Annotated in this window: 20 protein-coding genes; 13 read left to right on the top strand and 7 right to left on the bottom strand. The window is 57.8% G+C overall.

What is annotated here, in order from left to right; all coding sequences use genetic code 11:
- Positions 1–13: 13 nt before the first annotated feature.
- From F591_RS0103445 to F591_RS0103435, 3 genes are all read right to left on the bottom strand, one after another.
- Positions 14–892 carry a carbohydrate ABC transporter permease gene (locus tag F591_RS0103445; RefSeq protein WP_019533187.1) on the bottom strand — a complete coding sequence of 293 codons (879 nt, stop codon included), beginning with the start codon at positions 890–892 and terminating at the stop codon, positions 14–16.
- Between the two features lie 18 nt (positions 893–910).
- The gene (locus F591_RS0103440) at positions 911–1876 is read right to left on the bottom strand and encodes an ABC transporter permease (RefSeq protein WP_019533186.1); all 966 of its coding nucleotides are present in this window, start codon (positions 1874–1876) and stop codon (positions 911–913) included.
- Positions 1877–1956: 80 nt separating this feature from the next.
- On the bottom strand, positions 1957–3564 hold the full coding sequence (locus F591_RS0103435) for an extracellular solute-binding protein (protein ID WP_019533185.1): 1608 nt from the start codon (positions 3562–3564) through the stop codon (positions 1957–1959).
- A 437-nt stretch (positions 3565–4001) separates the two neighbouring features.
- Here F591_RS0103435 and F591_RS0103430 point away from each other — a divergent pair, with 437 nt between their 5' ends.
- Entirely contained in the window at positions 4002–4334 is a 333-nt protein-coding gene (locus F591_RS0103430; protein WP_019533184.1) for a hypothetical protein, read from the top strand.
- Positions 4335–4683: 349 nt separating this feature from the next.
- Positions 4684–5799 (top strand): aminopeptidase, encoded by a 1116-nt coding sequence (locus F591_RS0103425; protein ID WP_019533183.1) that lies wholly within the window; start codon positions 4684–4686, stop codon positions 5797–5799.
- 1 nt (position 5800) lies between these two features.
- On the opposite strand, the gene F591_RS27295 is transcribed toward F591_RS0103425, so the two are convergent.
- Positions 5801–6676: a helix-turn-helix domain-containing protein gene (locus tag F591_RS27295; protein ID WP_019533182.1), complete on the bottom strand. Its 876-nt coding sequence runs from the start codon at positions 6674–6676 to the stop codon at positions 5801–5803.
- A gap of 134 nt (positions 6677–6810) precedes the next feature.
- On the opposite strand from F591_RS27295, the gene F591_RS0103415 reads away from it, so the two are divergent.
- Together F591_RS0103415 and F591_RS0103410 are read left to right on the top strand one after the other, a co-directional pair.
- On the top strand, positions 6811–8097 hold the full coding sequence (locus tag F591_RS0103415; protein WP_019533181.1) for a Gfo/Idh/MocA family protein: 1287 nt from the start codon (positions 6811–6813) through the stop codon (positions 8095–8097).
- Positions 8098–8423: 326 nt separating this feature from the next.
- Positions 8424–9512, top strand: a complete 1089-nt coding sequence (locus F591_RS0103410; protein ID WP_019533180.1) for an AbrB family transcriptional regulator — start codon at positions 8424–8426, stop codon at positions 9510–9512.
- A 417-nt stretch (positions 9513–9929) separates the two neighbouring features.
- Here F591_RS0103410 and F591_RS0103405 read toward each other — a convergent pair whose 3' ends face one another.
- Both F591_RS0103405 and F591_RS0103400 read right to left on the bottom strand, forming a co-directional pair.
- A complete protein-coding gene (locus tag F591_RS0103405) occupies positions 9930–10892 on the bottom strand; it encodes an MraY family glycosyltransferase (RefSeq protein WP_026326343.1) in 963 nt (320 codons plus the stop codon).
- A 255-nt stretch (positions 10893–11147) separates the two neighbouring features.
- Positions 11148–11996, bottom strand: coding sequence for an AraC family transcriptional regulator (locus tag F591_RS0103400; RefSeq protein WP_019533178.1), 849 nt, complete (start codon positions 11994–11996; stop codon positions 11148–11150).
- A 232-nt stretch (positions 11997–12228) separates the two neighbouring features.
- Here F591_RS0103400 and F591_RS0103395 point away from each other — a divergent pair, with 232 nt between their 5' ends.
- Together F591_RS0103395 and F591_RS0103390 are read left to right on the top strand one after the other, a co-directional pair.
- Positions 12229–13719, top strand: coding sequence for a tagaturonate epimerase family protein (locus F591_RS0103395; RefSeq protein WP_019533177.1), 1491 nt, complete (start codon positions 12229–12231; stop codon positions 13717–13719).
- 112 nt (positions 13720–13831) lie between these two features.
- Positions 13832–14101: a YdcF family protein gene (locus tag F591_RS0103390; protein WP_083935297.1), complete on the top strand. Its 270-nt coding sequence runs from the start codon at positions 13832–13834 to the stop codon at positions 14099–14101.
- 129 nt (positions 14102–14230) lie between these two features.
- On the opposite strand, the gene F591_RS27290 is transcribed toward F591_RS0103390, so the two are convergent.
- Positions 14231–14992 carry an MgtC/SapB family protein gene (locus tag F591_RS27290; RefSeq protein WP_019533175.1) on the bottom strand — a complete coding sequence of 254 codons (762 nt, stop codon included), beginning with the start codon at positions 14990–14992 and terminating at the stop codon, positions 14231–14233.
- A gap of 324 nt (positions 14993–15316) precedes the next feature.
- Here F591_RS27290 and F591_RS0103380 point away from each other — a divergent pair, with 324 nt between their 5' ends.
- The 7 genes from F591_RS0103380 to F591_RS0103350 all read left to right on the top strand — a co-directional run bounded on the left by F591_RS0103380 (position 15317) and on the right by F591_RS0103350 (position 24156).
- On the top strand, positions 15317–16672 hold the full coding sequence (locus F591_RS0103380) for a dicarboxylate/amino acid:cation symporter (RefSeq protein WP_019533174.1): 1356 nt from the start codon (positions 15317–15319) through the stop codon (positions 16670–16672).
- 204 nt (positions 16673–16876) lie between these two features.
- Positions 16877–18205 carry a TrkH family potassium uptake protein gene (locus F591_RS0103375; protein ID WP_019533173.1) on the top strand — a complete coding sequence of 443 codons (1329 nt, stop codon included), beginning with the start codon at positions 16877–16879 and terminating at the stop codon, positions 18203–18205.
- Positions 18206–18491: 286 nt separating this feature from the next.
- Positions 18492–20099, top strand: a complete 1608-nt coding sequence (locus F591_RS0103370; protein ID WP_040741040.1) for an ATP-binding protein — start codon at positions 18492–18494, stop codon at positions 20097–20099.
- 23 nt (positions 20100–20122) lie between these two features.
- Positions 20123–21805: a thiamine pyrophosphate-binding protein gene (locus F591_RS0103365; RefSeq protein WP_019533171.1), complete on the top strand. Its 1683-nt coding sequence runs from the start codon at positions 20123–20125 to the stop codon at positions 21803–21805.
- A gap of 148 nt (positions 21806–21953) precedes the next feature.
- Positions 21954–22346 carry a carboxymuconolactone decarboxylase family protein gene (locus F591_RS0103360; protein WP_019533170.1) on the top strand — a complete coding sequence of 131 codons (393 nt, stop codon included), beginning with the start codon at positions 21954–21956 and terminating at the stop codon, positions 22344–22346.
- 31 nt (positions 22347–22377) lie between these two features.
- Positions 22378–23454, top strand: coding sequence for a lactonase family protein (locus F591_RS0103355; protein ID WP_019533169.1), 1077 nt, complete (start codon positions 22378–22380; stop codon positions 23452–23454).
- Between the two features lie 456 nt (positions 23455–23910).
- Positions 23911–24156 (top strand): hypothetical protein, encoded by a 246-nt coding sequence (locus tag F591_RS0103350; RefSeq protein WP_019533168.1) that lies wholly within the window; start codon positions 23911–23913, stop codon positions 24154–24156.
- Positions 24157–25139 lie beyond the last annotated feature (983 nt).

Genomic DNA, 25139 nt, shown 5'->3' with positions numbered 1-25139 from the left:
TGCTCATCACCCTTTATTCTTTCAGCGCCCCGATCATGACCCCCTTGACGAAATATTTTTGCAGGAACGGATACAGCACGAGAATGGGGATGGTGGCGACCATAATCGTCGCGTACTTGATCGTTTCCCCGATCGGCATTTTATCGACGCCGGAGGCGTCCGTCATCATGCTATCCGTGCTGTTCGTAATGAGAATTTCACGCAAAATCAGCTGCAGCGGATACAGCTCGCGGTCGCGCAAATAAATCATCGCGCTGAACCATGAATTCCAATGGCCGACGGCGTAGAACAGGAGCATGACGGCCATGACCGGGATCGACAAGGGCAGGATGATGCGCCACATGATCGTCCATTCGTTCGCCCCGTCGATCTTCGCCGATTCCTCGAGGCTGACCGGCACGGCCTGGAACGAAGTGCGCATGATGATCAGATTCCAGGTGTTGATCGCGCCGGGAATGATGATCGCCCACGGCGTATCGACGAGCCCGAGATTGCTGACGAGCAGGAAGGTGGGGATGAGCCCGCCCTGGAAAAACATCGTGACGACGATCATGAACATGACCGCGTTCTTAAAAAATACGTTCCTCCGCGACAAAAAATACGCGCCAAGCGCCGTCATGAACAAATTGATGCACGTGCCAACGGTCACATAAAACAGTGTATTCCGGTATCCGCTAATAATGTTCGGGTTGGCGAACACGGACCGGTACGCGTCCAGGCTAAGGCCGTACGGCTTCCACAGCAGGCCGCGGTGCTGCGACAGCAGGCCCGGATCGCTGAGCGAGGAAAAGGCGACATACAGAAAAGGATACAGCGTCAGGAAGCAGAGCGCGACCATGAAGGCCGCATTGAGCGCGTCAAATGCCCGTTCGCCGATCGTCGGTTTTTCCATTGCACAGCTCCTCCTTCATTACCATAGTTTCGTCTCGCTGACCCGCTTGCTGATGCTGTTGGAGATGACGAGCAGGGAGAAGGCGATGACGGCGTTGAACAGGCCGACGGCCGTCGTGTAGCTGTAGCTGGCCTCCAAAATCCCCTTGCGGTAGACGAAGGTGGAGATGACGTCGGCTGTATCGTAGGTGAGCGGGTTGTACATGAGCAGTATTTTTTCGCTGCCGACGGACATCATCGAGCCCATTCGCAGAATAAGCAAAATAATGATCGTGGGCATAATCCCCGGAATCGTGATATGCACCATCTGCTTCCAGCGGCCCGCCCCGTCGACTTTGGCTGCTTCATACAAGGTCGGGTCGATGCTTGAGAGCGCCGCCAAATAAATGATCGAGCCCCAGCCGACCTGCTGCCAAATGCCGGAGGAAATATAAATAAAGCGAAACCAGCCCGGCTCGGACAAATACGACTTGGATTCGACGCCGAACACGGCGAGCAGCTGATTGACGATGCCGTCCCTGGCGAGAAAATCGACCAGCATGCCGACGATGACGACGATCGAGATGAAATGCGGCAGGTAAGTGATCGTCTGGACGATCCGCTTGAACCATTGCCGGCGCAGCTCGTTCAGCAGCAGGGCCAAAATGATCGGCGCGGGAAAGCCGAACAGCAGCTCGTAGATGTTGATCAGCAGCGTGTTGCGGATCAGCCGCCAAAAATAATAGCTGTTGAAAAACTCGATGAAATGGTCGAAGCCGACCCACGGGCTGGCCCAAATGCCGGCTCCGGGGCTGTAATCCTTGAAGGCGATTTGCAGGCCGTACATCGGCCCGTAATCGAAAATAAGGTAATAGGCGATGACCGGCAGCACCATCAGATAGAGCAGCTTGTTGCGTCTCAGATCGCGGCCGATCGTGACCAAGACGCTTTGCGAGGCGCGGGCCGTCCTGGCCGTTCCGGCAGCGGTATGTTTGACCGAATTCATAATATCCTCCTTTGCTTCATGAAAAGGACAGGGAGATGAGCGGATCATCTCCCTGGCATATGAACGATTCCCGCCGCCATCTACCGCTTGTTGTACCTCTCCAATGCGGCCTGCTGAATCTTGATCGCTTCCTGAATGCCCATGCTTTCGATCGTTTGGACATATTTGTCGAAGTTGTCCAGCGGCTCCGCGCCCATGATGAACTTGTTGAACATCTCATCCTTGAACGTATTCACGTCGTTCATGATCGAGGCGAACTTGCTGCTCTCGTCCGAGGTCGGCGTTACGGGAGGAAGCTTTCGTTCGTTCGTCGGCTCCGACCAGATCTCGATCGATTCCTTCTGCTCCGGCAGGGAGGCGTACTGCTCCATATAGCGTTTGTCCTGGACGAACGGCCCGTTGAAATTGGCGCGGACGTGACGGGCCATCGCATGCGCGACCGACATGTCCTTCGGCTTCAGCACCTCGTCCGTATAGACCGGATTGCCGTTTACCATATTGTAGGAGACGCCCTCCAGCCCGAAGTTGAACAGCATCTTGCCTTCTTCGCTGTAGGCGTAGTCGAGCCATTCCGCCGTCGCCTCCGGGTTCGGGTTCGAGGTCGAGATCGCCGCGGCGACGCCGCCGGAGAAATTGTACGTCTTGGCGCTCCACAGCTTCTTGTCGCCTTTGTTTACGACCGGGAACGGGGCGGCGGCCAGCTTGAAGCCGGGAATTTTGTCCTTGACGAGCGACGTGTAGTTGCCGATTCCCGAGCCTGTGCTCATCACGGTGGCGAACAGCTGGTTACCTGTTATTTTGGCGTCCTTCAGCTTGCTGTCGGTGACGGCGAAATCCGGATCGAGCAGCCCTTCCTTATACCACTGATTCATCACGGTCAAAAATTGCTTGTATTCCGGCTGGATCGGCCCGTAGTTCACCTTGCCGTCGACATGGTAGAAATCGTAGTTGACGCCGAACGAGCCGAGGAACGCGACCGATCCTCCCATATCGTTCTTGCTGATCAGCAGCGGAATTTCGTCGGCCTTGCCGTTGCCGTTCAGGTCGCTGTTCTTGACGGCGGTCAGCACGGCGTGCCAATCGTCGATCGTCTCCGGCATCTTCATGTTCAGCTTCTCGAGCCAATCCTTGCGCAGCGCAATGCCGTTGCTGACGAGCAAATAATCGTCGCCGCGCAGGAACGGGAAGCCGTAAATGCTGCCTTCGTCGGTCACGACCTGCTTGCGCCATTCCGGATGTTCGTTCAATATTTTTTGCAAGTTCGGCGCGTGCTTCTCGATAATATCGTTCAGCTTAATAATTTTGCCGTCCTTGATCGCTTTTTCCGGCCCGCCGGGATACCCGGTCCAGCCGTACTCGATGACGTCCGGCAGCTTCTTTCCGGTGATTAGCAGGTTGAATTGATCCTTCTCCTGACCGACCGGAGGATGCTGGAATTCGACCTTGACGCCGGTCCGCTTCTCCAGCTCCTTATAAACGGTCATGTCGCCGAAGCTTTTGAGCGTGGCGGCGACGTTGCTGGCCAGGCCGACCCAATACGTAAGCGATTTCAATTCTGGCGCTGCCTCATCCCCCGGCTTCTCTGTCCCTTGCCCCCCTGGACTTGCAGTGCTGCATGCGACGAGCGAGACGGATAATAGCGCCGACGTGCCCGCGGCGATCCATCTCTTCCGCTTGACGTTGTTCATACCTCTTGTACCTCCTTCGATTGAAGCTGCGGTTTCAGCGAAAATGGCGGCGCCTTCCGCAACCTTGCGAACGAGCCTTAAGCAGGCCCGGCGCCGGAAAGCGAGAGCGCTTTCTTCAAATTCGCTGCTTCTCCATTGTACAAAGGATACGCCGGATAGGAACCGTTTAGTTTTCAGACCGGTAATCCGGGGTTAAGATCGGCCGCAATCCGTTGTTAAGATGAGCTATCCGATTTTAAGATGCCGCGCGGATGAAGGGAAAAGCAGCGCTTTGTCCCCGTCTCGATCGGTGCGGCTTTCTCCGGGCAATAAGAGCGGACGGCACCGGTTTCTATGAATCTATCGAACTTTGTGCCAATTCACCGGGAGAATCGCCGCGGCTGCCGACTTCACCGCATCATAACTTGTACTATGCTCCGAGCAAGGGAGGTGAGCACATGAACTTCCAACGCATCGCGCAAATCTGCTTTCTGACGCGGATCGTTCCGAGACTGCTGCGGGTATGCGTAACGTTCTCGGGCAGAGGCGACCTTAACTTCCTGCGCCGTCTCGTTCGCCGCATCGTCCGTCTGAATCTCGTCCGCCTGCTGGCCCGGCTGATCGTGACCGGCCAGATCGGCCGCATCCGCAATTTGTTCGATCGTCTGACTCGCGGTCTTCGCGTCGTCGTTCGCCGGATTGACCGCCGTACGGTTGAAGTCAGCTTTATCCGTAACGGGCGGGTCATCGCCGTCCTGCGCATCCGGGTCTCCATCCGCAGAGTGCGCTAACCGCCTGCAGCCGTCTTGAGCAAGGCTTAAGAGAATACGGCTCCTTGCTCCCTGGTCCATGCCTTCTTCCCTGAATGGGGAAGAGGGCTTCTTTGTTGTCCTTGCAAGTGGCATAAAAAGATCCTAGGGAGCGTGCCTGCTTTGGAGCGTGCCTGCTTTGGAGCGTGCCCGGCTTTGTCGCGCAAAATGGTTCGGTTTCATCGTGCGAGCTCTCCCTTGATCCTTAAAACGCAAATGCGGCGCTGCCTGCTGCGCGGCGGAAGGGTTTGAAGTTTGGCCCGATTTTCGGTACAGTGGAAAGTGTATCCATTCTATACTGCCGCATGCAGCGGCTAAAGGGGATAAGCTGATGAGAGATCCGAGATTGAAGCAATTTGCCCGCAACCTGATCCGGTATTCGGTGGACCTGCAGCCGGGCGAAAACATTTTGATCGAGATGATCGGCCTGAAGGACCAGGAGCTGACCCGCTGCCTGGTCGAAGAGGCGTATGCGGCCGGCGGGCATCCGTTCCTGGAGCTGCGCGACCCGGCGGTTACCCGCAGCCTGATGCTGGGGGGCAGCGAAGCGCTGTACCGCTCGATGGCCGACATCGAGCTGCACCGGATGAAGCAGATGCACGCTTACATCGCCGTGCGCAGCGGGGACAATATCACCGAGACGTCCGACGTACCCGAGGACAAGATGCGGCTGTACATCCAGCACTACCAGCGGCCGGTCTTGAACCAGCGCGTCAATCATACCAAATGGTGTATCATGCGCTATCCGAACCCTTCCATGGCCCAGCTTGCCAATACGAGCACGGAAGCGTTCGAGGACTTCTACTTCAAAGTATGCCTGCTGGACTACAGCAAGATGTACGACGCGATGCAGCCGCTCGTCGAGTTGATGCAGCGGACAGACCAGGTGCGGATCACCGGTCCGGGCACGGATCTGACCTTCTCGATCAAGGGCATTCCGGCTATCGCCTGCGCCGGCAAAAACAATATCCCGGACGGCGAAGTGTTCACGGCGCCGGTGAAAACATCGGTCAGCGGCGTCATTGCCTATAATACGCCGACGGTGTATACAGGGGCTTCCTTCGAGAACGTGACGCTGCGCTTCGAGAACGGCAAGATCGTCGAAGCGACGGGGAGCGATACCAGGAAGCTGAACGAAATTCTCGATACGGACGAAGGCGCGAGATACATCGGAGAGTTCGCCATCGGCGTCAATCCGCACATCCGGAAGCCGATGAAGGACATTTTGTTCGATGAGAAGATCGACGGCAGCATCCATTTCACCCCGGGCAACGCCTACGAGGATGCGGACAACGGCAACCGTTCCTCCGTCCATTGGGACATGGTGCTCATTCAGCGGCCGGAATACGGCGGCGGCGAGATCTACTTCGACGGGCGGCTGATCCGCAAGGACGGGCGCTTCGTCGTGCCGGAGCTTGAGCAGCTGAATCCGGAGAACCTGATGTAGCTCACGGCCCGGGCGCGCGGCCGGGCGAGCCGTTCGGCGCGGCGGCCGACTTGCGGTACTGCAGCGGCGAGAGGCCGCAGACCGACTTGAACACGCGGCCGAAATGCGTCCCGCTCTCGAAGCCGACGCGCTCGGCCACCGCGGTCATCGGCAGGCGCGTCGCCATCAGCAGCTTCTGCGCTTCCCGAACGCGCATCCGGTGCACGTATTCCAGCAGCGTGAAGCCGGTCGCCTCCTTGAAAATATGGCACAGGTAATAAGGACTGATATGAAACCGCTCGGCCACGCTCTTCAGGCTGAGCGGCTCCATATACGTATCGTTAATGTACTGGACGATATCGGACACCTTGCGGTGAAGCGTCGTCGGATGTTCGGCGCGCTCCGATTCCGCCGGGGCGGTTTTGGCGGAATACCGGTACACCCACACCAGCAGCTCGGCCAGCAGCAGCTTCATGCAGCCTGCGGCGCCGGGCTCTTGTTTTTCCTGCTCCTGCCGCATTCTCTCCAGCAGCCCCTCCACATAATCCTTGTCCGCTTCGCTCAGCCGGATCAGCGGGTAATCGCCGAACGGGGCCAACAGGTCGAGGCCGATGTCCGCCATGTGCGCGCTCAAGCAGTCCGGGGCGAAGTTGATCAGCACCCGCTCGTGGCTGACGGTATACGCCTCGGTCGTCTTGTGCAGCACGTTCGGCTCGATCAGCACCAGATCGCCCGGCCGCACGTGGTAAGAACGGTCTTTAATAAAATAGAACCGCTCGCCAGAGCGCATGTAATAGATTTCGTAGGTGTTATGCGAGTGATTATGCGACATGTTGAACGTGCCCGAGCGGGAAACCGTCTCGAACTGAAATGGAGCGTCGGTCATGCCTGTACTCATACTGTGCACCTCCTTCCGAATCGATCGCAATATCTGTTGATAAAATAGAATGTAAGCAATAAAAGTGCTGTTTTCATCGGTTTATTGCGCTATACTCCTAATATATCACATATAGCGAAAGAGGAGGAACCCCTTTGACTAAGCGCAAAACGTACGCCCTTGTCGGCACCGGCGGCCGGGCCCAGTTTTTTTATTTGGCTGTTGCCCGCGATTTCAAGGAAACTTCGGAAATGGTCGCATTCTGCGATGTCAACCAGACGCGCATGAACTACGCCAACAAGCTTCTCGAGGAGCACGGGGCGAAGCCTGTCCCGACCTATAAAGCGGAAGATTTCGACCGCATGATCGAAGAAGTGAAGCCGGACACCGTCATCGTCACGTCGGTGGACCGCACGCACCATAAATATATTATCCGCGCGATGGAGCTCGGCTGCGACGTCATTACCGAGAAGCCGATGACCGTCGACGAGGAGAAATGCCAGGCGATTCTCGACGCGGTCAAAGCGACGGGCCGCAACCTGCGCGTCGCCTTCAACTATCGCTATTCGCCGCACAACACGAAGATTCGCGAGCTGATTATGGACGGCGTCATCGGCGACGTGCATTCCGTGCACTTCGAATGGCTGCTGAACACGAAGCACGGCGCAGACTATTTCCGCCGCTGGCACCGCGACAAGCGCAACAGCGGAGGGCTGCTCGTCCACAAGTCGACGCACCACTTCGATCTCGTCAACTTCTGGCTCGGCGCGAAACCGAAGACGGTGTTCGCATTCGGCGACCTGATGTTCTACGGCCGCGAGAACGCCGAGAAGCGCGGCGAAACGAAGTTTTATTCCCGCGCCTTCGGCAGCGAGAACGCCAAGGGCGATCATTTCGCCCTGCATCTCGACCAGAACGAGAAGCTGAAGGCGATGTACCTGGACGCCGAGCATGAAGACGGCTACTACCGCGATCAGAGCGTATTCGGCGACGGCATCAGCATCGAGGACACGATGGCGGTGACCGTTCGCTACGACACGAACGCCATGCTGACGTATTCGCTCTATGCCTACGCTCCGTGGGAAGGCTTCCGCGTCGCGTTCAACGGCACGAAGGGCCGCATCGAGATGGACGTCGTCGAGTCTTCCTATGTGAACTCCGGCGGCGATCAGGCGCTCGAAGGAGCGGTCAAAGGGAAGAAGATTTTGGTCCACCCGATTTTCGAAGCGCCTTACGAGGTGCATGTCGAAGAGAAGAAAGGCGGACACGGCGGCGGCGACCCTGTGCTGCTGAACGATCTGTTCGGCACGCCGGAGCCTGACCGCTTCAACCGGGCCGCCTCCCATGTGGACGGGGCGATGTCGATCCTCACGGGCATCGCCGGCAACCGTTCGATCCGCACGGGTCTTCCGGTGAACGTATCCGAGCTCGTCCGTTTTTAATTGCTGCAGCCGGCCGGTTTGCCGCTCCTTGCACGGGGCGCCAAGCCGGCCGGCTTCGTTGTCGGCCCTGCTGCGGCATGCACGGCCCGAATTTTCAATACTGCAGGCGACGATCGATGACGATAGATTTGTTCGTCATAGACGTCAAACTTGAAAATTTGGCGGCATGCACGGCCCGAATTTTCAACACTGCAGGCGACGATCGATGACGATAGATTTGTTCGTCATAGACGTCTATAATGGAATAACAGACTTATGCGCGTTATTTGAAGCGCCTTGCCTAGGCTTCATCAAAAGGGGCTTCAGGGGAAAAGAGGGATCGCACCATGCTCAAACTGCTTGAGACCATCGTCGTGACGGGCGTCGGCGGCGCGCTGTTCGCCTGGCTGCACGTGCCGCTCGCCTGGATGCTCGGCCCGCTGACTGCGGCGCTGCTCTGGACAGCCTTCGTTCGCCGGCCTCTGTATTGGCCGGCTTCGCTGCGCAATGCGGGTCTCGTCGCCCTTGGCTATGGCCTAGGGCTCTCCTTCACCGTCGACAGCGCCAGACAGATCGGCTCGCAGCTGCCGTTCATGCTGGGCGCCACTGCGCTGACGATCGCGTTCAGCCTGATCTTCGCCTTCGCGTTGTCCAGGGGCACGGGCATCAGCTTCCCGACGAGCGCCGTCGGCAACATTCCCGGCGGGCTGTCGCAGATGGTCGTGCTGGCCGAGGAGATCCCGGATGCCGACCCGGGCGTCGTGACGTTCCTGCAGACGATCCGGCTGCTGACCGTCATCTTCGTCGTGCCGTTCTTTGCCGTGCACGGCTTGTCGGACGGCGTCCGGCAAGGGGCCGCAGCGCTTCCGGTGGCGCCGGCGGAAGCAGCGGGGCCGCTCGCTTGGGCTGCCGGGCTGCCGCAGCCGGTCATGGCCGCCGGGGTGCTGGCTCTCGCGCTGCTGGCGGCTTGGGCCGCCGTCCGGCTCAAGCTGCCGACGCCGTGGTTTCTCGGCCCGATCATCGTCGCGGCCGCGCTGACCGCCGGCGGCGCGGAGCCGCCGCATCCGCCGAACGAGCTGATCCTGGCGGCGCAGTGGAGCCTCGGCATCCATCTCGGCCTTGGCATCCGGCTGAACGCGCTGTCTGGCTGGCGCCGGCTGCTGCCTTACGCGATCGTCAGCTCTGCCGCATTGATCGCCTGCTCCTTGGGCATCGCCTGGATCATGAGCCTGGCGCAGCCGGTCAGCATCGCCACCGGCTTCCTGAGCGTGTCTCCCGGAGGAATGACGGAGATGGGAGTCACGGCCGGCGCCGTAGGAGCCGACGTGTCAATGGTCGTTGCGTTCCAGATGTTCCGGATTCTCTTCATTTTGTTCCTCGTCCCTTATGCGCTTCGCTGGATGTTCTGCGGGCGGCAGACGCTTTCCGGCCAGTAGCGTGCTTTCGGCCAGCACTCCGGCCAGTAGCGCGCTACCAGGCAGTAGCACACTTCGGTCCGCAGCGCGTTTCCGGTCAGTAGCGTGCTTCCCGGCAGTAGCGCCTTTCGGTCCGCAGCGCGCTTCCCCTCCAGGGGAAAGCGTGAAAAGGCCTGAGCTGCGCCTCGCCGGCCTCGATCCGAACATCAGCTGCATAATCGGCATCAGCTCCCGGCCCTAGTCGGTAAGGGAATATTCGACCGGGAGGCACCATGCCGAAGCCGCGTCAAACGTGTCAACAATACATTTTAAGCAAATAAGAAATTCCACCTTATCCTGGCCGATTCTTAAACGTTGCCGGGCATAAGGTGGAATTTCGCGTTTATGCAAGCGTTATGTATGCACTCGCAGAGAAGGGGGGCGTCCGTCGCCCCTACACTAAACCTGCAGCAGCAGAAGAATGATCGAGCTGAGACTGAAGCACATGTTGAGCAGGCATAGGAACAGGACGACCTGCTTCGGGTTAAGGCCGCTGCGCAGCAAGCGGTAATGGGCCTGGGAGGCGTCCGCCTGGTAGATCGGCTTGCCGCTTAGCATGCGCTTGAACACGACGAACAGGTTGTCGAAGATCGGCACGCCGAGCGCCAGCACCGGCACGAACAGCGACAGCAGCGTCGCCTGCTTGAACGCGCCGTCGAGCGCGATCACGCCGAGCATGAAGCCGAGGAACGTCGCGCCGGCGTCGCCCATGAACACCTTGGCCGGCGGCTTGTTGTAGCGCAGGTACGCAAGCGCCGTGCCGACGAGGATGATGGCCATGATCGCGGAGTCGGATTGGTTCTTGGCGAGCGCGACGACGAAGAGCGTGGCCGCCGAGATAGCCGAAAGCCCGCCCGCCAGGCCGTCCATGCCGTCGGAAAAGTTGATGACGGTCGTCACGCCGAAGATCCATAAGATCGTCAGGATGAACTGCAGCCAGCTCCACAGGATGATGTCCTCGCCCGTGAACGGGTTGTTGAAGCCGTAGAAAACGACGCCGGAATAATAGACGAGGACGGCGGCCAGCAGCTGCACGAGCATTTTGGGCAGCGCGGGGAACTCCTTGCCGTGCGTCTTGTACCAGTCGTCGACCATGCCGATGATCAGAATGATGAGTCCTCCGCCCAGGATGCCGGCCGTCTTGAGCGACCAGTCTCCGATAAACAGCAGGTAGGTGGCGACGAAGCCGATGAAAATCGCGGCTCCCGCCGTCAGCGGAATCGGTTCCCGGTGCAGCTTGCGCTCCACGTCCGGCTTCGGCTTGTCCACGAAATCGATGCGGAACGCCAGCCGGCGAAGCGGCGGAATGAGCAGCAGAACGATAATGGACGACATCGCGAAGGCAGCAAAGTATGTAATCATAATCCCTCCGTGAGCGAACGTATCGAAGCTTGTCTGTATTTGGCAGTTGCTGTATTTCATGATATCACACCGTCGAAAAATAGCAAACTATCTTGAAAATTCGACGAAGCTTATCGGCGAATTTTCAGCACCGAAGGTGACGACCGATGACGAACAATTCGTACGTCACAAGCGTCCAGCCATCGGACAATGCGGCTGGAAGACTCCTGTTCGAACCTGTAGGCGCCGGAAAAAACGCCGAAACCGCATGTCGGCTCAGCGGTTCAGCTTGCGGTATTCGAGCGGCGTGAGCCGGGTGAGCTTTTTGAACATGCGGCCGAAATGGGCGATATTGTCGAAGCCGACCTTCTCGGCGATCTCGATAATTTTCAGCTCTGTCTCCTTCAGCAGCCGCTGCGCTTCCTTGATGCGGGTCGTGTTGACATATTCGACGAAGGTGAAGCCGGTCACTTCCTTGAAGGCGCGGCTCAAGTAATACGGGCTCATATAGAAACGCTCTGAGATGCTGGGCAGCGTCATCGTTTCGTGAAAATGATCGTTGATGTAGCGGACGATCTCCGATATTTTGCGGTGCAGGGGGCTTGCGTGCGGGGCGGCCGGCGCCTCCCTGCGCTCCGCCATCCGGCTGGCAAACAGCAGCAGCTCGGCCAGCAACAGCTTGACATACGTTTCGTAGCCGGTCGGCCTCTCCTTCAGCTCCTGCGACAGCTTGTTCATCAGCGTCTGCACGAATATTTGCTCCTGCAGCTTCAGGCTGAAAACATGCGACGGATGCTGGAAAGCGCCGAGCAGCGCCGGGTCGAAGTATGGATGCTCGGCACCGATAAACCGCTCGCTGAAATTGATGACGATGCGCTCGTGGCCGGGCTCGCCGATGTCGGACGTTTTGTGCACCTCGAGCTTGTTGATAAACACGAGATCTCCCGGCGAAATGAAATAAGTCCGGTCTTTAATGAAATAAGTCCGCTGTCCGGCCAGCAAAAAATAAATCTCATACGTCGAATGATAGTGATTGGTGCGCTCGAACGGCTCGGTCCGCTTGACGTGCTGCATATGAAAATCGCCTTCTTCGGCGCCGTAATGGAGCGTAACGGTTTCGCTCAAGGCGGCTCCTCCTTTGCCGCGGCGAAAGAATAAGTGTATCTCGCCGCAATTCGGTTGCTAATCTCGGTTGCTAATCATTGTAGCAAAATTTGCGCGGGCTGCACAGCAAGAAATGCATAGATATTGTTTATTGCAGCAAAATACGCGGAGAATATGATCATTTTTTGCGTTATGATAATGGGAGAATAATCGAAAGATCATTTTCTTGACATGGATGAGGAGGACTCCAAACATGGGCAAATACGCCGCATTGGCGCAAGCGCTTGCGCAGGGCAGTGTTAACGCTTCCGAAGGAGAAGTCAAAGTTTATCCGCAATCGCTGGCGGAGCACGGCAACACGAAGCTGGTCATGGTGAAGGACAACCATACGAAATATATTGCGGCCGCAGGCGAAGGCGAGCTGTACGACGCCCTGCAAGGACAGGTGGAGGACGGCGCCAAGCTGTGCCCGTTGACGCATGAAAACCGCCTTGTGCTGAACCGCTTCTTCGACTACACGGTGCCGCGCGCGTTCGGCACGCAAATCGCGACGATCGGTCTCGGCGACCGTCTCGGCATCGCTTCCCCGGGCCACATCAAGACGGTGAAGGGCCGCGATGTCCGTCCGATTCTCGCACAGCAGAGCATCCGCGAGCTGAACTTGACCGGCCGCGACTACAAGCAGGTTGTTGACGCCGCATGCTACGCCGTCTTCCAGGAAGGCTACAAGGACGGCTTCGGCGCCGACGGCGACCACCTGAAGGTGGAAGCGGACATCGAGATGGCGCTCGGCCTCGGCTTCACGATGCTGACGCTCGACTGCTCCGAGAAGATCGACAACACGGTGGAAGGCACATCGAGCGCCGAGCAGGAGGCGAAATACGCCGCGCTGCCCGCCTCCGTCCGCGAGCATTACGAATCCCGCTATTTGAATCAGACGTTCACTGTCGCCGGCAATTCGATTACGTTCGACCGCGAGACGCTGATCAAGAATGTGCTCATTTACGGCGCGGCGATCGATTTTATGGAGCATATTTATAATACCTACATTGTGAATGCGGGCCGCGAGATCGATTTCGAGATTTCCATCGACGAGACGCTGACGCCGACCGCTCCGGAATCGCATTTCTTCGTCGCCAAGGAGCTGTATGCCCGCGGTCTTACGATCTACAGCATGGCGCCGCGCTTCTGCGGCGAGTTCCAGAAGGGCATCGACTATATCGGCGACATCGCCCAGTTCGAGAAGGAGCTTGTCATTCATGCCGGCATCGCCGACGATTTCGGCTACAAGCTCAGCATCCACTCCGGCAGCGACAAGTTCAGCGTATTTGAGCTGATCGGCAAATATACGAAAGGGCGCTTCCACGTGAAGACGGCCGGCACGAACTGGCTCGAAGCCGTGCGCACGGTAGCCCAGGTCAATCCGTCCTTGTACCGCCGCATGCACCAGTATGCGCTGGAGCATTTCGAGGAAGCGACCGCTTATTACCACGTGTCGGCCGATCTCGGCAAAATCAAGCCGCTGGATCAAGTGTCCGATGCCGAGCTGCCGGAATACATGAACGAAGACAACGCCCGCCAGCTCATTCATATCACGTACGGCATCCTGCTGCAGGCCAAGGATGCGCAAGGCAACTCGCTCTTCAAGGACGAGTTCTACCGCACGCTCAGCGAGCAGGAAGAAGCGTACGAGGCGTCTCTGAAGAAGCATATCGGCAAACACCTCGATTTGCTCGGCAAATAATATCGCCAGGTAAACAGCCGGTCCGCTTATGCGGGCCGGTTTTGGTATATAATGGAGAGAGCTTGCGGTGACCGCAATCATTGGGAAGTCATGGGCGCCCGAGGAGGATGATATGGATTACATTGGGTTTAGTGACGCAAGGCCAATGTTGGAGCAGCTTCCTTACCCGTCGAACATCGGAGTGGCGTTAGGCGTCTCTTCGGAAGTGATTTTGGAAGAAGATCGGGCGACGAATACGTTTGGGAATGCGCGCTTTTCCTTGGAGGTTTTGCAGCAGCGAGGAATATCCCCCGGCAAAGCGGTCTTGGTATGCAAAAATTACCACGCGCGGGAGACGCCATTCTGTTCGCCGATGCGGCAGATAAATCAATCAAACGGTTGAACCGTTAGCTTCGTTTCAATTTTATAAGCGAAAGCGGGCTTCATAAACGTGTATAAAGAACGCTATGCCTGCCGCATTCAAGCGGTATGACATAGCGTTCTTTGCGCTTGGCGGGCGCAGCGGGGTCGATCAGCCGGCAGTGCCGCGGCCGTCCGGCAGACTGCCGTCGAACCCGCCCGATTCGACATGCACGACCATATCCAAAGCGTAAATCGCTTCGAGCGCTGCGAGCAGCTTCTCCGGCTTGGCGCTCTTCAGGCTGACGGCCAGCTTCATCTTCGGCGCCGCCTGCGGAAAGCTGATATCTTCCTCCACGGGATTCATTTTCAGATTGGAAATATGAATGTTCAGTTCGCCGAAGATCGAAACAATTTTTCCGAGCGCCCCGGGGGAGTCGAAGATCGTAATCTCGAGATCGTGATAGCGGCGGTGGCGCATCATGTATTTTTCGCCTTTGTTCAGCAGGTACAAGCTGACCAGCACGAGAAAGGTGCACATGAAGGCGCCGGTGAAAAATCCCGCTCCTACGCACAGCCCGATCGCCGCAACGGCCCAGATGGAGGCGGCTGTCGTCAGCCCTTTGATTACGTTGCCGTTCCTCAGTATCGCGCCGGCTCCGAGGAAGCCGATGCCGCTGATGACCTGGGCTGCAAGCCGGGCGGGGTCGACCCGCACATTCATTTCGTCGACGAACTCGGAAAAGCCGTAAATGGACATCAGCATAATGGTAGCCGAGCCGAGGCAGACCAGGATATGAGTCCGAAAGCCGGCCGCGTGATTGCTCCATTCGCGCTCGAAGCCGATCAGGCCGCCCAGCACCGCAGCCAATATCATTCGGACCATCAGGTCCAGTTGGGATATTTCCCACACGCTTCCGGTTTCCTGCAGCATGACAAGCCCTCCTTCTTCGCAGTTGCATTGCCGTCATTATATCTCACTCGGGTGACAGCTGTCGACTGCTTGTCGCCCGTTGAATGAAGGCAACCCGGTCCCCTTCGTTCAAGTTAATCATTTAATAAAGATCCAAAGCCGCCAGTCGTTAAAGGCCTATGCGAAGCTTACAATCATCGATGCCTGACAGGAAGGCGACCCGAAGATCGATGGGGCGGCAGCGGCAGCGAAAATCCGAGGATTGACGTCCGGTAGATTTAGGTTTACACTAAATCCGATTAAATCCATGAAATAACTATGATATTAAGAGGGGAAGGATGTCCGATGAACAACAATTTGGTGCAGGCGTTGCAGTCCAATGCGGTCAGCCTTGCGGTGTCGGCGGTCGTCATCGGCTTGCTGGTCGCGCTGGCGAGAAAAAGGGTCGCTTTCGGCTACCGTGTGCTGATCGCCATGGGGCTCGGTCTGGCGGCGGGCATCGTGTTCAACCGCTACCAGTTCGACGCGGCCAGCGCGAGCACGATCGGCACCATCTATGTGAATCTGATCAAGATGCTCGTCATTCCGCTCGTCGTTGCGGCCATTATTTCCAGCATCACGTCGGTATCCAATCTGGGGCAGCTGCGCAAAACCGGCCTCAAGACGATCTCGCTGTTCCTGATCACGACGGCAGTCGCCGCGCTGATCGGCATGCTGGTGGCGCTGGCCGTCGATCCCGGAGCAGGCATCGCGCAGGAGCCGCCCAAAGATTACAAGCAGCGCGAGGTGCCGACCTTTTCCCAAGTTATACTCGACCTCGTGCCGTCCAATCCGGTGAACGAAATGGCCGGCGGCAAAGTAGTGCCTGTCATCGTGTTCGCGATCTTCGTGGCGGTGGCGATCGTCCAGCTCGGCTCCAGAAAGCCGGAAACGGTGCGGCCGGTCAAGCAGTTCATCGATTCGATCACGCAAATCATGTTCCAGGTGACGAAATATGTCATCCGGCTGACGCCTTACGGCGTCTACGCATTGCTCGCGTCCATGGCGGCGAGGTACGGGCTCGACACGCTGCTGCCGCTCGTTAAGGTCATCGCCGCGACTTATGCCGCGCTGCTGCTTCATTTTATACTCACCTTCGGAGGACTCGTAACATTTGCCGCCAGGGTGAATCCGCTGAAGTTTTTCCGCAAGGCGTACCCGACCATAGCGGTGGCGTTCACGACCCGCAGCAGCTATGCGACCCTCCCGGTCAATCTGGAGGTCATTACGAAGCGGCTGCGCGTCTCGCAGAGCATCGCCAGCTTCATCGCTCCGCTCGGCGCGACGATCAACATGAACGGCTGCGGCGGCGTATGGCCCGCCGTCGTCGCGGTGTTCGTCGCCCGCGTGTACGATATTCCGCTCGGCCTGCCCGAGTATGCGCTGCTGGTGCTTGCGGCTGTCATCGCTTCCGTCGGCGTGGCGGGCGTGCCGGGTCCGGCGTCGATCTCCACGACGGTCGTGCTGACGGCGCTCGGGCTGCCGGTCGAAGGGCTCGGCCTCGTGCTGGCGATCGATGCGGTGGTGGATATGGGCCGGACGGCGGTCAATGCGACGGGAACGACCGTCGTTTCCCTGGTCGTCGCCGCTTCGGAGGGCGAGTTCAACCGCGAGGAATTCAACAACGACGTCGAGGAATCGTTGGAGAGCAGCGCGGCCTAAGAGGCAGCCGGCCCGCCGCGCCAATGCCGCAAGCCGGCTGCTCGCGCTGCCAAGGCAGCTTCAAAAGCAGATGCAAAAGCCCCCGTCTTATGATAAGATAAGTGAATCATTGGCATCTTGGAGAAAGGCGGGGGCCGGATTCGTTCGGCCTTCTTGCTGGCGGAGGGTTACTGTTTGCGCAAAGGTATACAATGGTTTAAGGGTATGACCCCGACGCAGTTTATATTCGTATGTTATATGGCGGCGATTATCGTTTCGACGCTGTTGCTGATGCTGCCGGCCAGCCGCAAGCCGGGCGTCGGGCTGTCTGCAATGGATGCCCTGTTCACGGCGGCGAGCGCCGTCAGCGTGACCGGACTGACGGTCGTCAACATTTCCGAAACGTACAGCTTCTTCGGCTCTGTGCTGCTGATGGTGATGATGCAGTTCGGCGGCATCGGCGTGATGGCGCTCGGCACGTTCCTGTGGATGCTGTTCGGCCAAAATATTACGCTCACGTACCGCAGGCTGATCATGATCGACCAGAATCGGCGCAATTTGTCCGGACTGGTGCAGCTGATGCGCAACATTCTGGTGCTTTCGCTATTGTTCGAGGCGAGCGGCGCGCTGGTGATCGGAACCTACTTTTTGGCGGCAGGATATTATACGAATGTCTTCGAAGCGTATTATCATGCCCTGTTTCATGCCGTATCTTCGTATACGAACGCCGGCTTCGATCTGTTCGGCAATTCGCTGCACTCGTTTTCGGGCGATTACTTCGTGCAGACAGTGACGATGATTTTGCTGTTTCTGGGAGCCATCGGCTTTCCCGTGCTGATCGAGGTTCGGGAATACCTCGTCCGCAAGGACAAAAATTTCCGGTTTTCATTATTTACGAAGCTGACGGTCAGCATGTACCTGATTCTCCTGGCGGTGGGAACGGCCGGCATCTGGATTGTGGAGAGCTCGGTTTATTTTGAAGAGATGCCGTGGCACCAGCAGCTGTTCTATTCGCTGTTCAATTCGGTCTCGACGCGCAGCGGCGGGATTTCGACGATGGATGTGGCGCAATTTACGACGCCGACCCAGTTTCTGCTGTCGATTCTGATGTTTATCGGCGCCAGCCCGTCCAGCGTAGGCGGAGGGATTCGCACGACCACTTTCGCCGTCATTATACTGACGCTGGTCGCTTACTCTATCGGCAGAAACGATGTGCGCGTGTTTCGGAGAACCGTGAAGCCGGAAGACGTGATGAAGAGTTTTGTCGTGTTTTCGGCGGGCGTCATTCTGGTCATCGGCTCGATTATGCTGCTCGACGCCGTGGAGCGCCAGCATTTTGCGCTGAACAAGATCATTTTCGAGGTATGCTCGGCATTCGGAACGGCCGGATTCTCGACAGGGATTACCCCTTATCTGAGCGGCCCGGGCAAAGGCATTCTGGTGCTGCTCATGTTTATCGGGCGGGTCGGCCTGCCGGTGCTGCTGTTCATCTTCCGCAGGAAGACGCTGAAGGACAAATATCATTATCCGAAAGAGGATCTGATTATCGGTTAGTTCTGCCGCGACAAATTTCGACCTCGTTCGGCGGCTGCTCTGGCGGACCGCAGGCGTGCGTCTATCCAATTTCATATCGTTGCGCGTTGCAATAACGCCTCCCCGCACCGAGAAAGGGGGAGGCTTTTTTTGTTTTTGCAAGCGCAAACATTTCGTTTTACCCGAGAAACATGTAATTTAATGGGAAGTTTTGTCGAATGTGCCAAATAGGGAAGGAATTCTGAAGCTTATGTAGAAGATTTTAGTGAAAAAGAAAGAACCAAAGGAGTTGGAGGTCAAGATTGTCGTGGAACCGGAATTTGTGACGAAATCTAAGATTCGTTGTATCGAGCGCGGCCTTGTACCCTATTCGCTCCCTGCGCCGGGAATCGCCTTGACGGGGATCAAGCTGGCTCAGCGACGGATCAAGTACAGCGAAGTGCTGTCTGTTATCCGCTTTTTCGGAGAAAAGATTTTGCAGCTGCTGGAAGGCGTCCCTCTGTTGATATTGTTTACCGATGACGAGGCGAATGTGCTTGAAATGTTCGGTGACGAGACCATGAAGGAGATCATCGAGCGGCTCGGCATTTTGGAGGGCATTCGTCTGAACGAAGAAAGCATGGGGACTAACGCCGTTGCCCTCGCTTTACAGCAGCAAAGTCCGGTTCAGACGGTCGGGGAAGAGCATTTCCACGAATTTTTGCACGGCTCGGCCTGCTATTGCGTCCCGTTTCATTTTCCGGAAATCAGCAATTTGTCGGGCTCCGTCGCCATTATGACTTCCAAGGAGCATCACAGCATGTTTCAATTAGCGATCCTGGCCAACATGGTCGATTCCGCTTTCCGCGAGCTGCTGCTCCGGCGAACGAACAAGACGCAGCATTTGCTCAATTCCATCATGATCAGCACCGTGAAAAACGGCGTCATCTTAACCGATAAATTCGGGAATATTACGCAGTTCAACCATTTTGCGGAGAAAATTACGAATCGGACGAGAGAGGAAGTCATCGGAGGCACGATCTTCTCGTTCGAGCAGTTCGGCAATCTGATCTACGATGTGCTGAAGAACGGCGCCAGCTTCGAGGATGTGGAATTGACCTTCACCAGTTCGCTGGATCACCGCATTGTATGCCTGTTCGACGCTATTCCGATTTTCGACGAACATGAAGATCTCGTCGGCGCCTATGCCCAGTTTCGCGACATTACCGACCGCTACGAGCTGGAGAAGCAGATCATCACGTCGGAGAAGTTCTCGGCCATCGGGAGGATGGCGGCAGGCCTGGCTCACGAAATCCGCAATCCGTTAACCTCCATCACAGGCTTTATTCAACTGCTCAAGCAGCGCCTTGTCCATCAGGAGCACGAGTACCGGTACATCGACTTGATTTATCAGGAGCTGCTCCATGTCAACAAGCTGGTCTCCGATTTTGTGCTCATGGCCAAGCCGAGCTCGCCGGACCGCAAGCAATGCGTCATTCAGCAGCTTATTCTCGATACGGTTCAGTTTATGGAAAGCCAGGCGATTTTGAACAACACGATTATTTTGCCTCAGCTTATGCCGGAAGCCGTGGAGCTGTTTATCGACCCTGCGCAAATGAAGCAGGTGCTTGTCAATCTCATTCAGAATGCCATCGATGCCATGCCCAAGGGCGGTATCGTCCGCATAGACATGAAGCTGTGCGAGGAGAGACAGAAGCTCAAGATCAGCATCAGCGACGAAGGGACCGGGATGTCCGACCAGGAGATGAAGCAAATCCTGAACCCGTTCTTCACGACCAAGGAGAACGGACTCGGACTCGGGCTGTCGGTCAGTTACCGGATTATCGAGAACCATAAAGGGGATATCGCGGTATCATCGCAGAAAGGGGTCGGAACGACCTTCGACATTTTGCTGCCGATGACCGTGAAATCATAAATAAAACCTGTGGAGGGATCCGTATGAAACCAAGCGTGGCATCTGTTCTGGCGCAGCAGTTGAAACGGTGGGGAGTCGATCATGTGTTCGGCGTTCCCGGCAAGGCAATCGTTCCATTGATTCTCGAACTGGGCAACCACGGCGTGAAGTATGTGCTCAGCCGGCATGAAGCGGGAGCCGGATTCTCCGCAGGAGGCTATGCTTATATGAAACGGTCGCTCGGCGTGGCGCTCGGAACGTCCGGCCCGGGAGGGACGAATCTGATTACGGCGGCCGGACAGGCCAAGGTGTATCACGTGCCGCTGCTCATCATTACCGGACACGCTTCGATGCGGGAGACGGGCAAGGGACTCGGGCAAGACTCCACCTTCTTCGGCGCTGACCTTGTCGAAATGTTCCGTTCGGTCACGCTGTTCAGCGCCCGGCTGGAGCGGGGGGACATGCTCAGAACGTATTTGGCTCATGCGGTCGAAAAAGCGATGACCGGCGTCCGCGGACCGGTGCATCTGCTCATTCCCCGCGACGTGATGCTCGAGGAGATCGAGCCGTTCGAGCTCGAGCTTCCCGACCCGACGCCGCATATGGTATCGGACCGGGTGCAAGAAATGCTTCCGCTGCTGAACGAAGCGAAGCGGCCGGTGCTGTTTCTCGGCAAAGGCGTGCACTTGTCGCGAGCTTACGAGGAGGTCGGCTGGCTCGCCGAACGGTGGGATTTGCCGGTCATGACGACGCCGGGAGGCAAAGGCTCCTTCCCGTCCCGCCATCCGCTCTCCCTTGGCGCGTACGGCCTCGGCGGAACGCCGGAAGCTGGCGAATACATGACATCGGGCATCGATCTCATGGTGGTCGTCGGGACGAAGCTGAGCGACATGTCCGTCCCCGTGCTGAAGCCGGAGCAGTATCCGAAGAACGTCATCCATCTGGATGTGGACCCGACCTTCATCGGCAAGTCGCTGCCGGTGCCGACGCTGTTCATCCAGGGAGACGCCAAGGCTAACCTGAGGAAGCTGATGGCGCTTGCGGGAGCGGGGGAGGAGCGGCCCTCCTACCTGGAAATTGCCGCCGCATCCGAGGCCAAGGAAATCGACAGCGAAGAGCTCTTGAACCCGGCGATCGGGCAGGACGGCGCCCATAACGGCGGGGGCGAGCAGATCACGGCCAAGGAAGTGATGGAGGTGCTCGGGCGCACCTTGCCGGATGACGCGATCGTCTTCGGCGACGACGGCAGCCACAGCTATCACGCCCTGCTTCATCTCGAGATTCGGCGGCCGGGCAGCTTCCTCTTCGACGACGTGTTTGCCTGCATGGGGCACGCGATCGGCTACTCTGTCGGAGCGAAGATCGCTGCGCCGCAGAAGCCGGTCATTTGCCTGACGGGCGACGGCTGCACGTTCATGCACGGAGCCGAAATATCCACAGCGGTCAATCAGGGGGCGGCTGTCATATTCGTCATACTGAACAACGGCCGGCTGGACATGGTCAATAAAGGCATGAAATACAATCTCGGCCGTACCGACGGCACCGTCTTCGACATTCCGATGGACGCGCGCAAATATGCCGAGGCGATGGGGGCGGAGGCCTACAGCTGCCGCACCGGCGCGGAGTTCGAGGACGCGCTCCGTCAGGCGCTGGCCGAATCGGTCACCGCGGTCATCGAGGTGCTGGTCGATCCGGAGGAAATTCCGCCGACCATGGCGCGCGGGTAAACGTAATGGGTAAACATCTAGGTAAACATCTGGTTGAACATCCGGATAAACTCTGGATAAACGTATGGATAAACATCTGGATAAACGTATGGATAAACATCTGGATAAACATATGGATAAACATCAATAGATTAAGGAGCGAGATGGGATGGATAAAATGAGCAAGGGCTTGGCCCAGGTGGAATTGATGAACGGCGAATTCGGCATGAACGCCGTGGAGAACGTGCGCCGGAAGTATCCGGAGCTGGCTCCGTTCGTCGTCGAATTCGGGTTTGCCGATGTTTATGCCAGACCGGGGCTCGATCTGAAGCAGCGGGAGATCGCCACGATCGCCACGCTGACGACGCTGGGCGATGCAGGCCACCAGCTGGAATTTCACCTGAGAACGGGTCTCCACGTGGGGCTCACGGAGACGGAGATTACCGAGGTGCTGGTGAACTGCATTCCGCAAATCGGCGTTCCCCGCGTCATGAACGCGTTCCAGGTGTGGGAGAAGGTGCTCGAGGAGAGGAGGGCTGCCGCTGCCGCCGGTTCTGCGTAAGTCATTTTAACGAAAAGAGGTGTCGACGCCCATGCCGCACGAACCGTCGCTTGTCTTGATAAGCTCTTATACGAACGAATCCCGCATCGGCATTCGGGTATGCTCGTTCGATCCGCAGGACGGCTCGCTCGCCGTTTTGCGGGAGTTCGATACGCTCCCCCAAGCGTCGTACCTGGCGTGCGATCCGGGGAATCGCCGCATTTATGCCGTCAGCGAAACGGCCGAGGGGGCAGGCGGGCGGCGCACCGGCTATGTCGCCGCCTGCGAGCTGGACCCGGAAACCGCTCGGCTCCGCGAGCTGAACCGGATGGCGACGCAGGGCGCGCACCCCTGCTACGTCAGTCTCGATTCCTCGCGACGGCTGCTTTATGTGGCGAATTATTCCGGAGCGAACGCCGCCGTCTTCGCGCTGCAGGCGGACGGCTCGCTCGGCCAGCTCGTGCAGCTGCTGGAGCATGCCGGCAGCGGACCGCTGGCCGCCCGCCAGCAGGAGTCCCATCCTCATGCGATCTTGACCGGGCCCGGGGAGAAGCATCTGTTCGTCCCTGATCTTGGCATCGACGAGATCGTCATCTACGGAACCGGGCAGCCGGGCGGAGCGTGGGAGAGGGTCGGGACATGCCGAAAGCGGCCGGGCTCCGGTCCGCGCCACCTGGTCTTTCATCCGCAGCTGCCCGTCGCTTATGTCGCGGGCGAACTCGACTCGACCGTATCGACGCTCGCTTACGATGCGGAGGCCGGCGCGCTCGCCGTCGTGCAGACCGTCTCCATGCTGCCCGAGGAAGGAGCTCCGGACAATACGGCGGCCGATATCCACGTGTCCCGGGACGGGCGCTATGTGTACGCTTCGAATCGGGGGCTCGACTGCATCGCGGTATACCGGACAGCCCCGGAGACCGGGACGCTGTCATTCGTCGCCCGCGTTCCGACGGAAGGCCGCACACCGCGCAATTTTGCCTTGTCGCCCGATGGGGGCTATCTGCTCGCCGCCAACCAGACGACGGGCGATATCGCCGTCTTCCGCCTGGACGCTGACGGCGTGCCGCAGTTCACGGGCAACCGGTGCGCCGTGCCGGAGTCGGCCTGCATCCGGTTTTACGGCGCGTAGAAGCCCGAAGCGGAGATTGCCGCTCGATTCGCGGAGCCATGCCCGTCCGCATCCTCTAACTCTGCGCTTGGCGGAAGTCCCGTCTGCGCACGGTTTGCGTGAGGGAGTCGTGTCTGCGTACGGTCCGCGTGAGGGAGTCGCGTCTGCGCACGGTTTGCGGGAGGCAGTCCCATCTGCGTACGGTTTGCGTGAGGGAGTCGTGTCTGCGCACGGTTTGCGGGAGGCAGTCCCGTCTACGTACCGGTCCGCGTGAGGGAGTCGCGTCTGCGCACGGTTTGCGTGATGGAGCGTCTGCGGGCGGCCGACCCCCTTTCGCGCCATCCGCCTATCCCGGCGTGAACGGTCGTCCGGCTTGCGACTCGCGGGCGGCATGGCAGCAAGGGCCATGAAGATATATAATAAGCTGGTAAGGTCTTACTGATCTTGCCAGCTTATTTTGCAGGCGGTGATGTTGGAATGAACGCAAAGTATGTAATGGGCCTTCTGTTTATCATGCTGGCGGGCCTCATCTATGCGATCGAGCGGGCGGCGAGCGTGATTTCCGGCAATTTGGAGGTTGCCGGCTTTTGGGCGGGCGGGAGAACCGGTCAGGTGCCCGTGCCGGAGCCGGCCGGTTTTTTCGACAATCCGTTCGCTCCGCTGTTCGTCGTTGCCGGGGTGATTCTGCTATTTTTCGGCTGGTATGAAGACAGAGGCAAGTGATCTCCGTCGCCAGCGAACATTGCCTCCTCTGCCGAATCACGCTGCGCATCGCCGCTGCTGCGGCCCGCACGCTTCGGGATGTCTTGCGTCCGAGTGCATATGGCGATATGGCGGAAAGAAATTCGCGCGAGGCTGGAGCTACAGTGGCGGGGAGTTTTCAGGTACCTGCCGGCAAAGAAGTCTCTTTATTTACATAGGGCTTTCTGGGCTTGGTGAAACAAATCAGCCCTGGAGCATCATGAACATGGTGAGCGGTCTGCGGCCAAGGACGAAAAGGAGCCAGGTCTGAGCGGGATCAAGGAAACTGCAGCATTCCGGGGATGCGGAGAGCGGAGAACGGCGCACGGAATAATGGCCTGATTGTCTGCGCGGGAGGCCATGGAAGAATGCCATAACCTGCGGCTCGCTTCTAGATCGGTGCAAACAATCGTCGTCGGCACTTGCGATCGGTGGACCCGAGCTGCCGGGAATGGATTGCTCGCTTCCGTACCGCGGCAAAGGCGGGTCGCTCGCTTCGATAGCCTGCGTTTAATGTGAGGCTTTAGCTCTAACGCAAGCTACAGAGCTTATTTGCCTCGAAATGATCGAATTGAAATTGTAACGCAAGTGAGCAGCCTTATTCGGCAATTTTGGCTATCAGATTCAGCGTTTTTGACAAAATAGCGTTACCCAGTTGCGTTACATTTTAAACAAGGTACGATTCAGCAAAATAGCGTTTGTCACAAGCGTTAGAGATGAGATGGTGGTCCAGAAACTTCCTCGGGAATGTAATTGAAGCACAAAGGCTGACTGATGAGCGGTATTCGTTCCCTATAGATGCCCGGATAGGCGTCCAGCGCGAAATAGGGCTGGCTCCGCGTCCCAGGAGCTGGCGCGGCACCATCAGATGGTGAAAATGGACCGTGCACCTCAGGCAATTTTCAAGAAAGTCCGCAAATGTTGTATTTTGTACAACAAAAACGGGGGCATAAACCCGATTTACG

This window comes from Paenibacillus ginsengihumi DSM 21568, from assembly GCF_000380965.1.
Classification (GTDB): domain Bacteria; phylum Bacillota; class Bacilli; order Paenibacillales; family NBRC-103111; genus Paenibacillus_G; species Paenibacillus_G ginsengihumi.
This window is presented reverse-complemented; position numbering and strand designations above follow the sequence as displayed.

What these genes read in the sequence shown, in the direction of transcription:
- F591_RS0103445 (WP_019533187.1), bottom strand. Translation starts at nt 892, where the DNA reads ATGGAAAAACCGACGATCGGCGAACGGGCATTTGACGCGCTCAATGCG.
- F591_RS0103440 (WP_019533186.1), bottom strand. Translation starts at nt 1,876, where the DNA reads ATGAATTCGGTCAAACATACCGCTGCCGGAACGGCCAGGACGGCCCGC.
- F591_RS0103435 (WP_019533185.1), bottom strand. Translation starts at nt 3,564, where the DNA reads ATGAACAACGTCAAGCGGAAGAGATGGATCGCCGCGGGCACGTCGGCG.
- F591_RS0103430 (WP_019533184.1), top strand. Translation starts at nt 4,002, where the DNA reads ATGAACTTCCAACGCATCGCGCAAATCTGCTTTCTGACGCGGATCGTT.
- F591_RS0103425 (WP_019533183.1), top strand. Translation starts at nt 4,684, where the DNA reads ATGAGAGATCCGAGATTGAAGCAATTTGCCCGCAACCTGATCCGGTAT.
- F591_RS27295 (WP_019533182.1), bottom strand. Translation starts at nt 6,676, where the DNA reads ATGAGTACAGGCATGACCGACGCTCCATTTCAGTTCGAGACGGTTTCC.
- F591_RS0103410 (WP_019533180.1), top strand. Translation starts at nt 8,424, where the DNA reads ATGCTCAAACTGCTTGAGACCATCGTCGTGACGGGCGTCGGCGGCGCG.
- F591_RS0103405 (WP_026326343.1), bottom strand. Translation starts at nt 10,892, where the DNA reads ATGATTACATACTTTGCTGCCTTCGCGATGTCGTCCATTATCGTTCTG.
- F591_RS0103395 (WP_019533177.1), top strand. Translation starts at nt 12,229, where the DNA reads ATGGGCAAATACGCCGCATTGGCGCAAGCGCTTGCGCAGGGCAGTGTT.
- F591_RS0103390 (WP_083935297.1), top strand. Translation starts at nt 13,832, where the DNA reads ATGGATTACATTGGGTTTAGTGACGCAAGGCCAATGTTGGAGCAGCTT.
- F591_RS27290 (WP_019533175.1), bottom strand. Translation starts at nt 14,992, where the DNA reads ATGCTGCAGGAAACCGGAAGCGTGTGGGAAATATCCCAACTGGACCTG.
- F591_RS0103380 (WP_019533174.1), top strand. Translation starts at nt 15,317, where the DNA reads ATGAACAACAATTTGGTGCAGGCGTTGCAGTCCAATGCGGTCAGCCTT.
- F591_RS0103375 (WP_019533173.1), top strand. Translation starts at nt 16,877, where the DNA reads ATGACCCCGACGCAGTTTATATTCGTATGTTATATGGCGGCGATTATC.
- F591_RS0103365 (WP_019533171.1), top strand. Translation starts at nt 20,123, where the DNA reads ATGAAACCAAGCGTGGCATCTGTTCTGGCGCAGCAGTTGAAACGGTGG.
- F591_RS0103360 (WP_019533170.1), top strand. Translation starts at nt 21,954, where the DNA reads ATGGATAAAATGAGCAAGGGCTTGGCCCAGGTGGAATTGATGAACGGC.
- F591_RS0103355 (WP_019533169.1), top strand. Translation starts at nt 22,378, where the DNA reads ATGCCGCACGAACCGTCGCTTGTCTTGATAAGCTCTTATACGAACGAA.
- F591_RS0103350 (WP_019533168.1), top strand. Translation starts at nt 23,911, where the DNA reads ATGAACGCAAAGTATGTAATGGGCCTTCTGTTTATCATGCTGGCGGGC.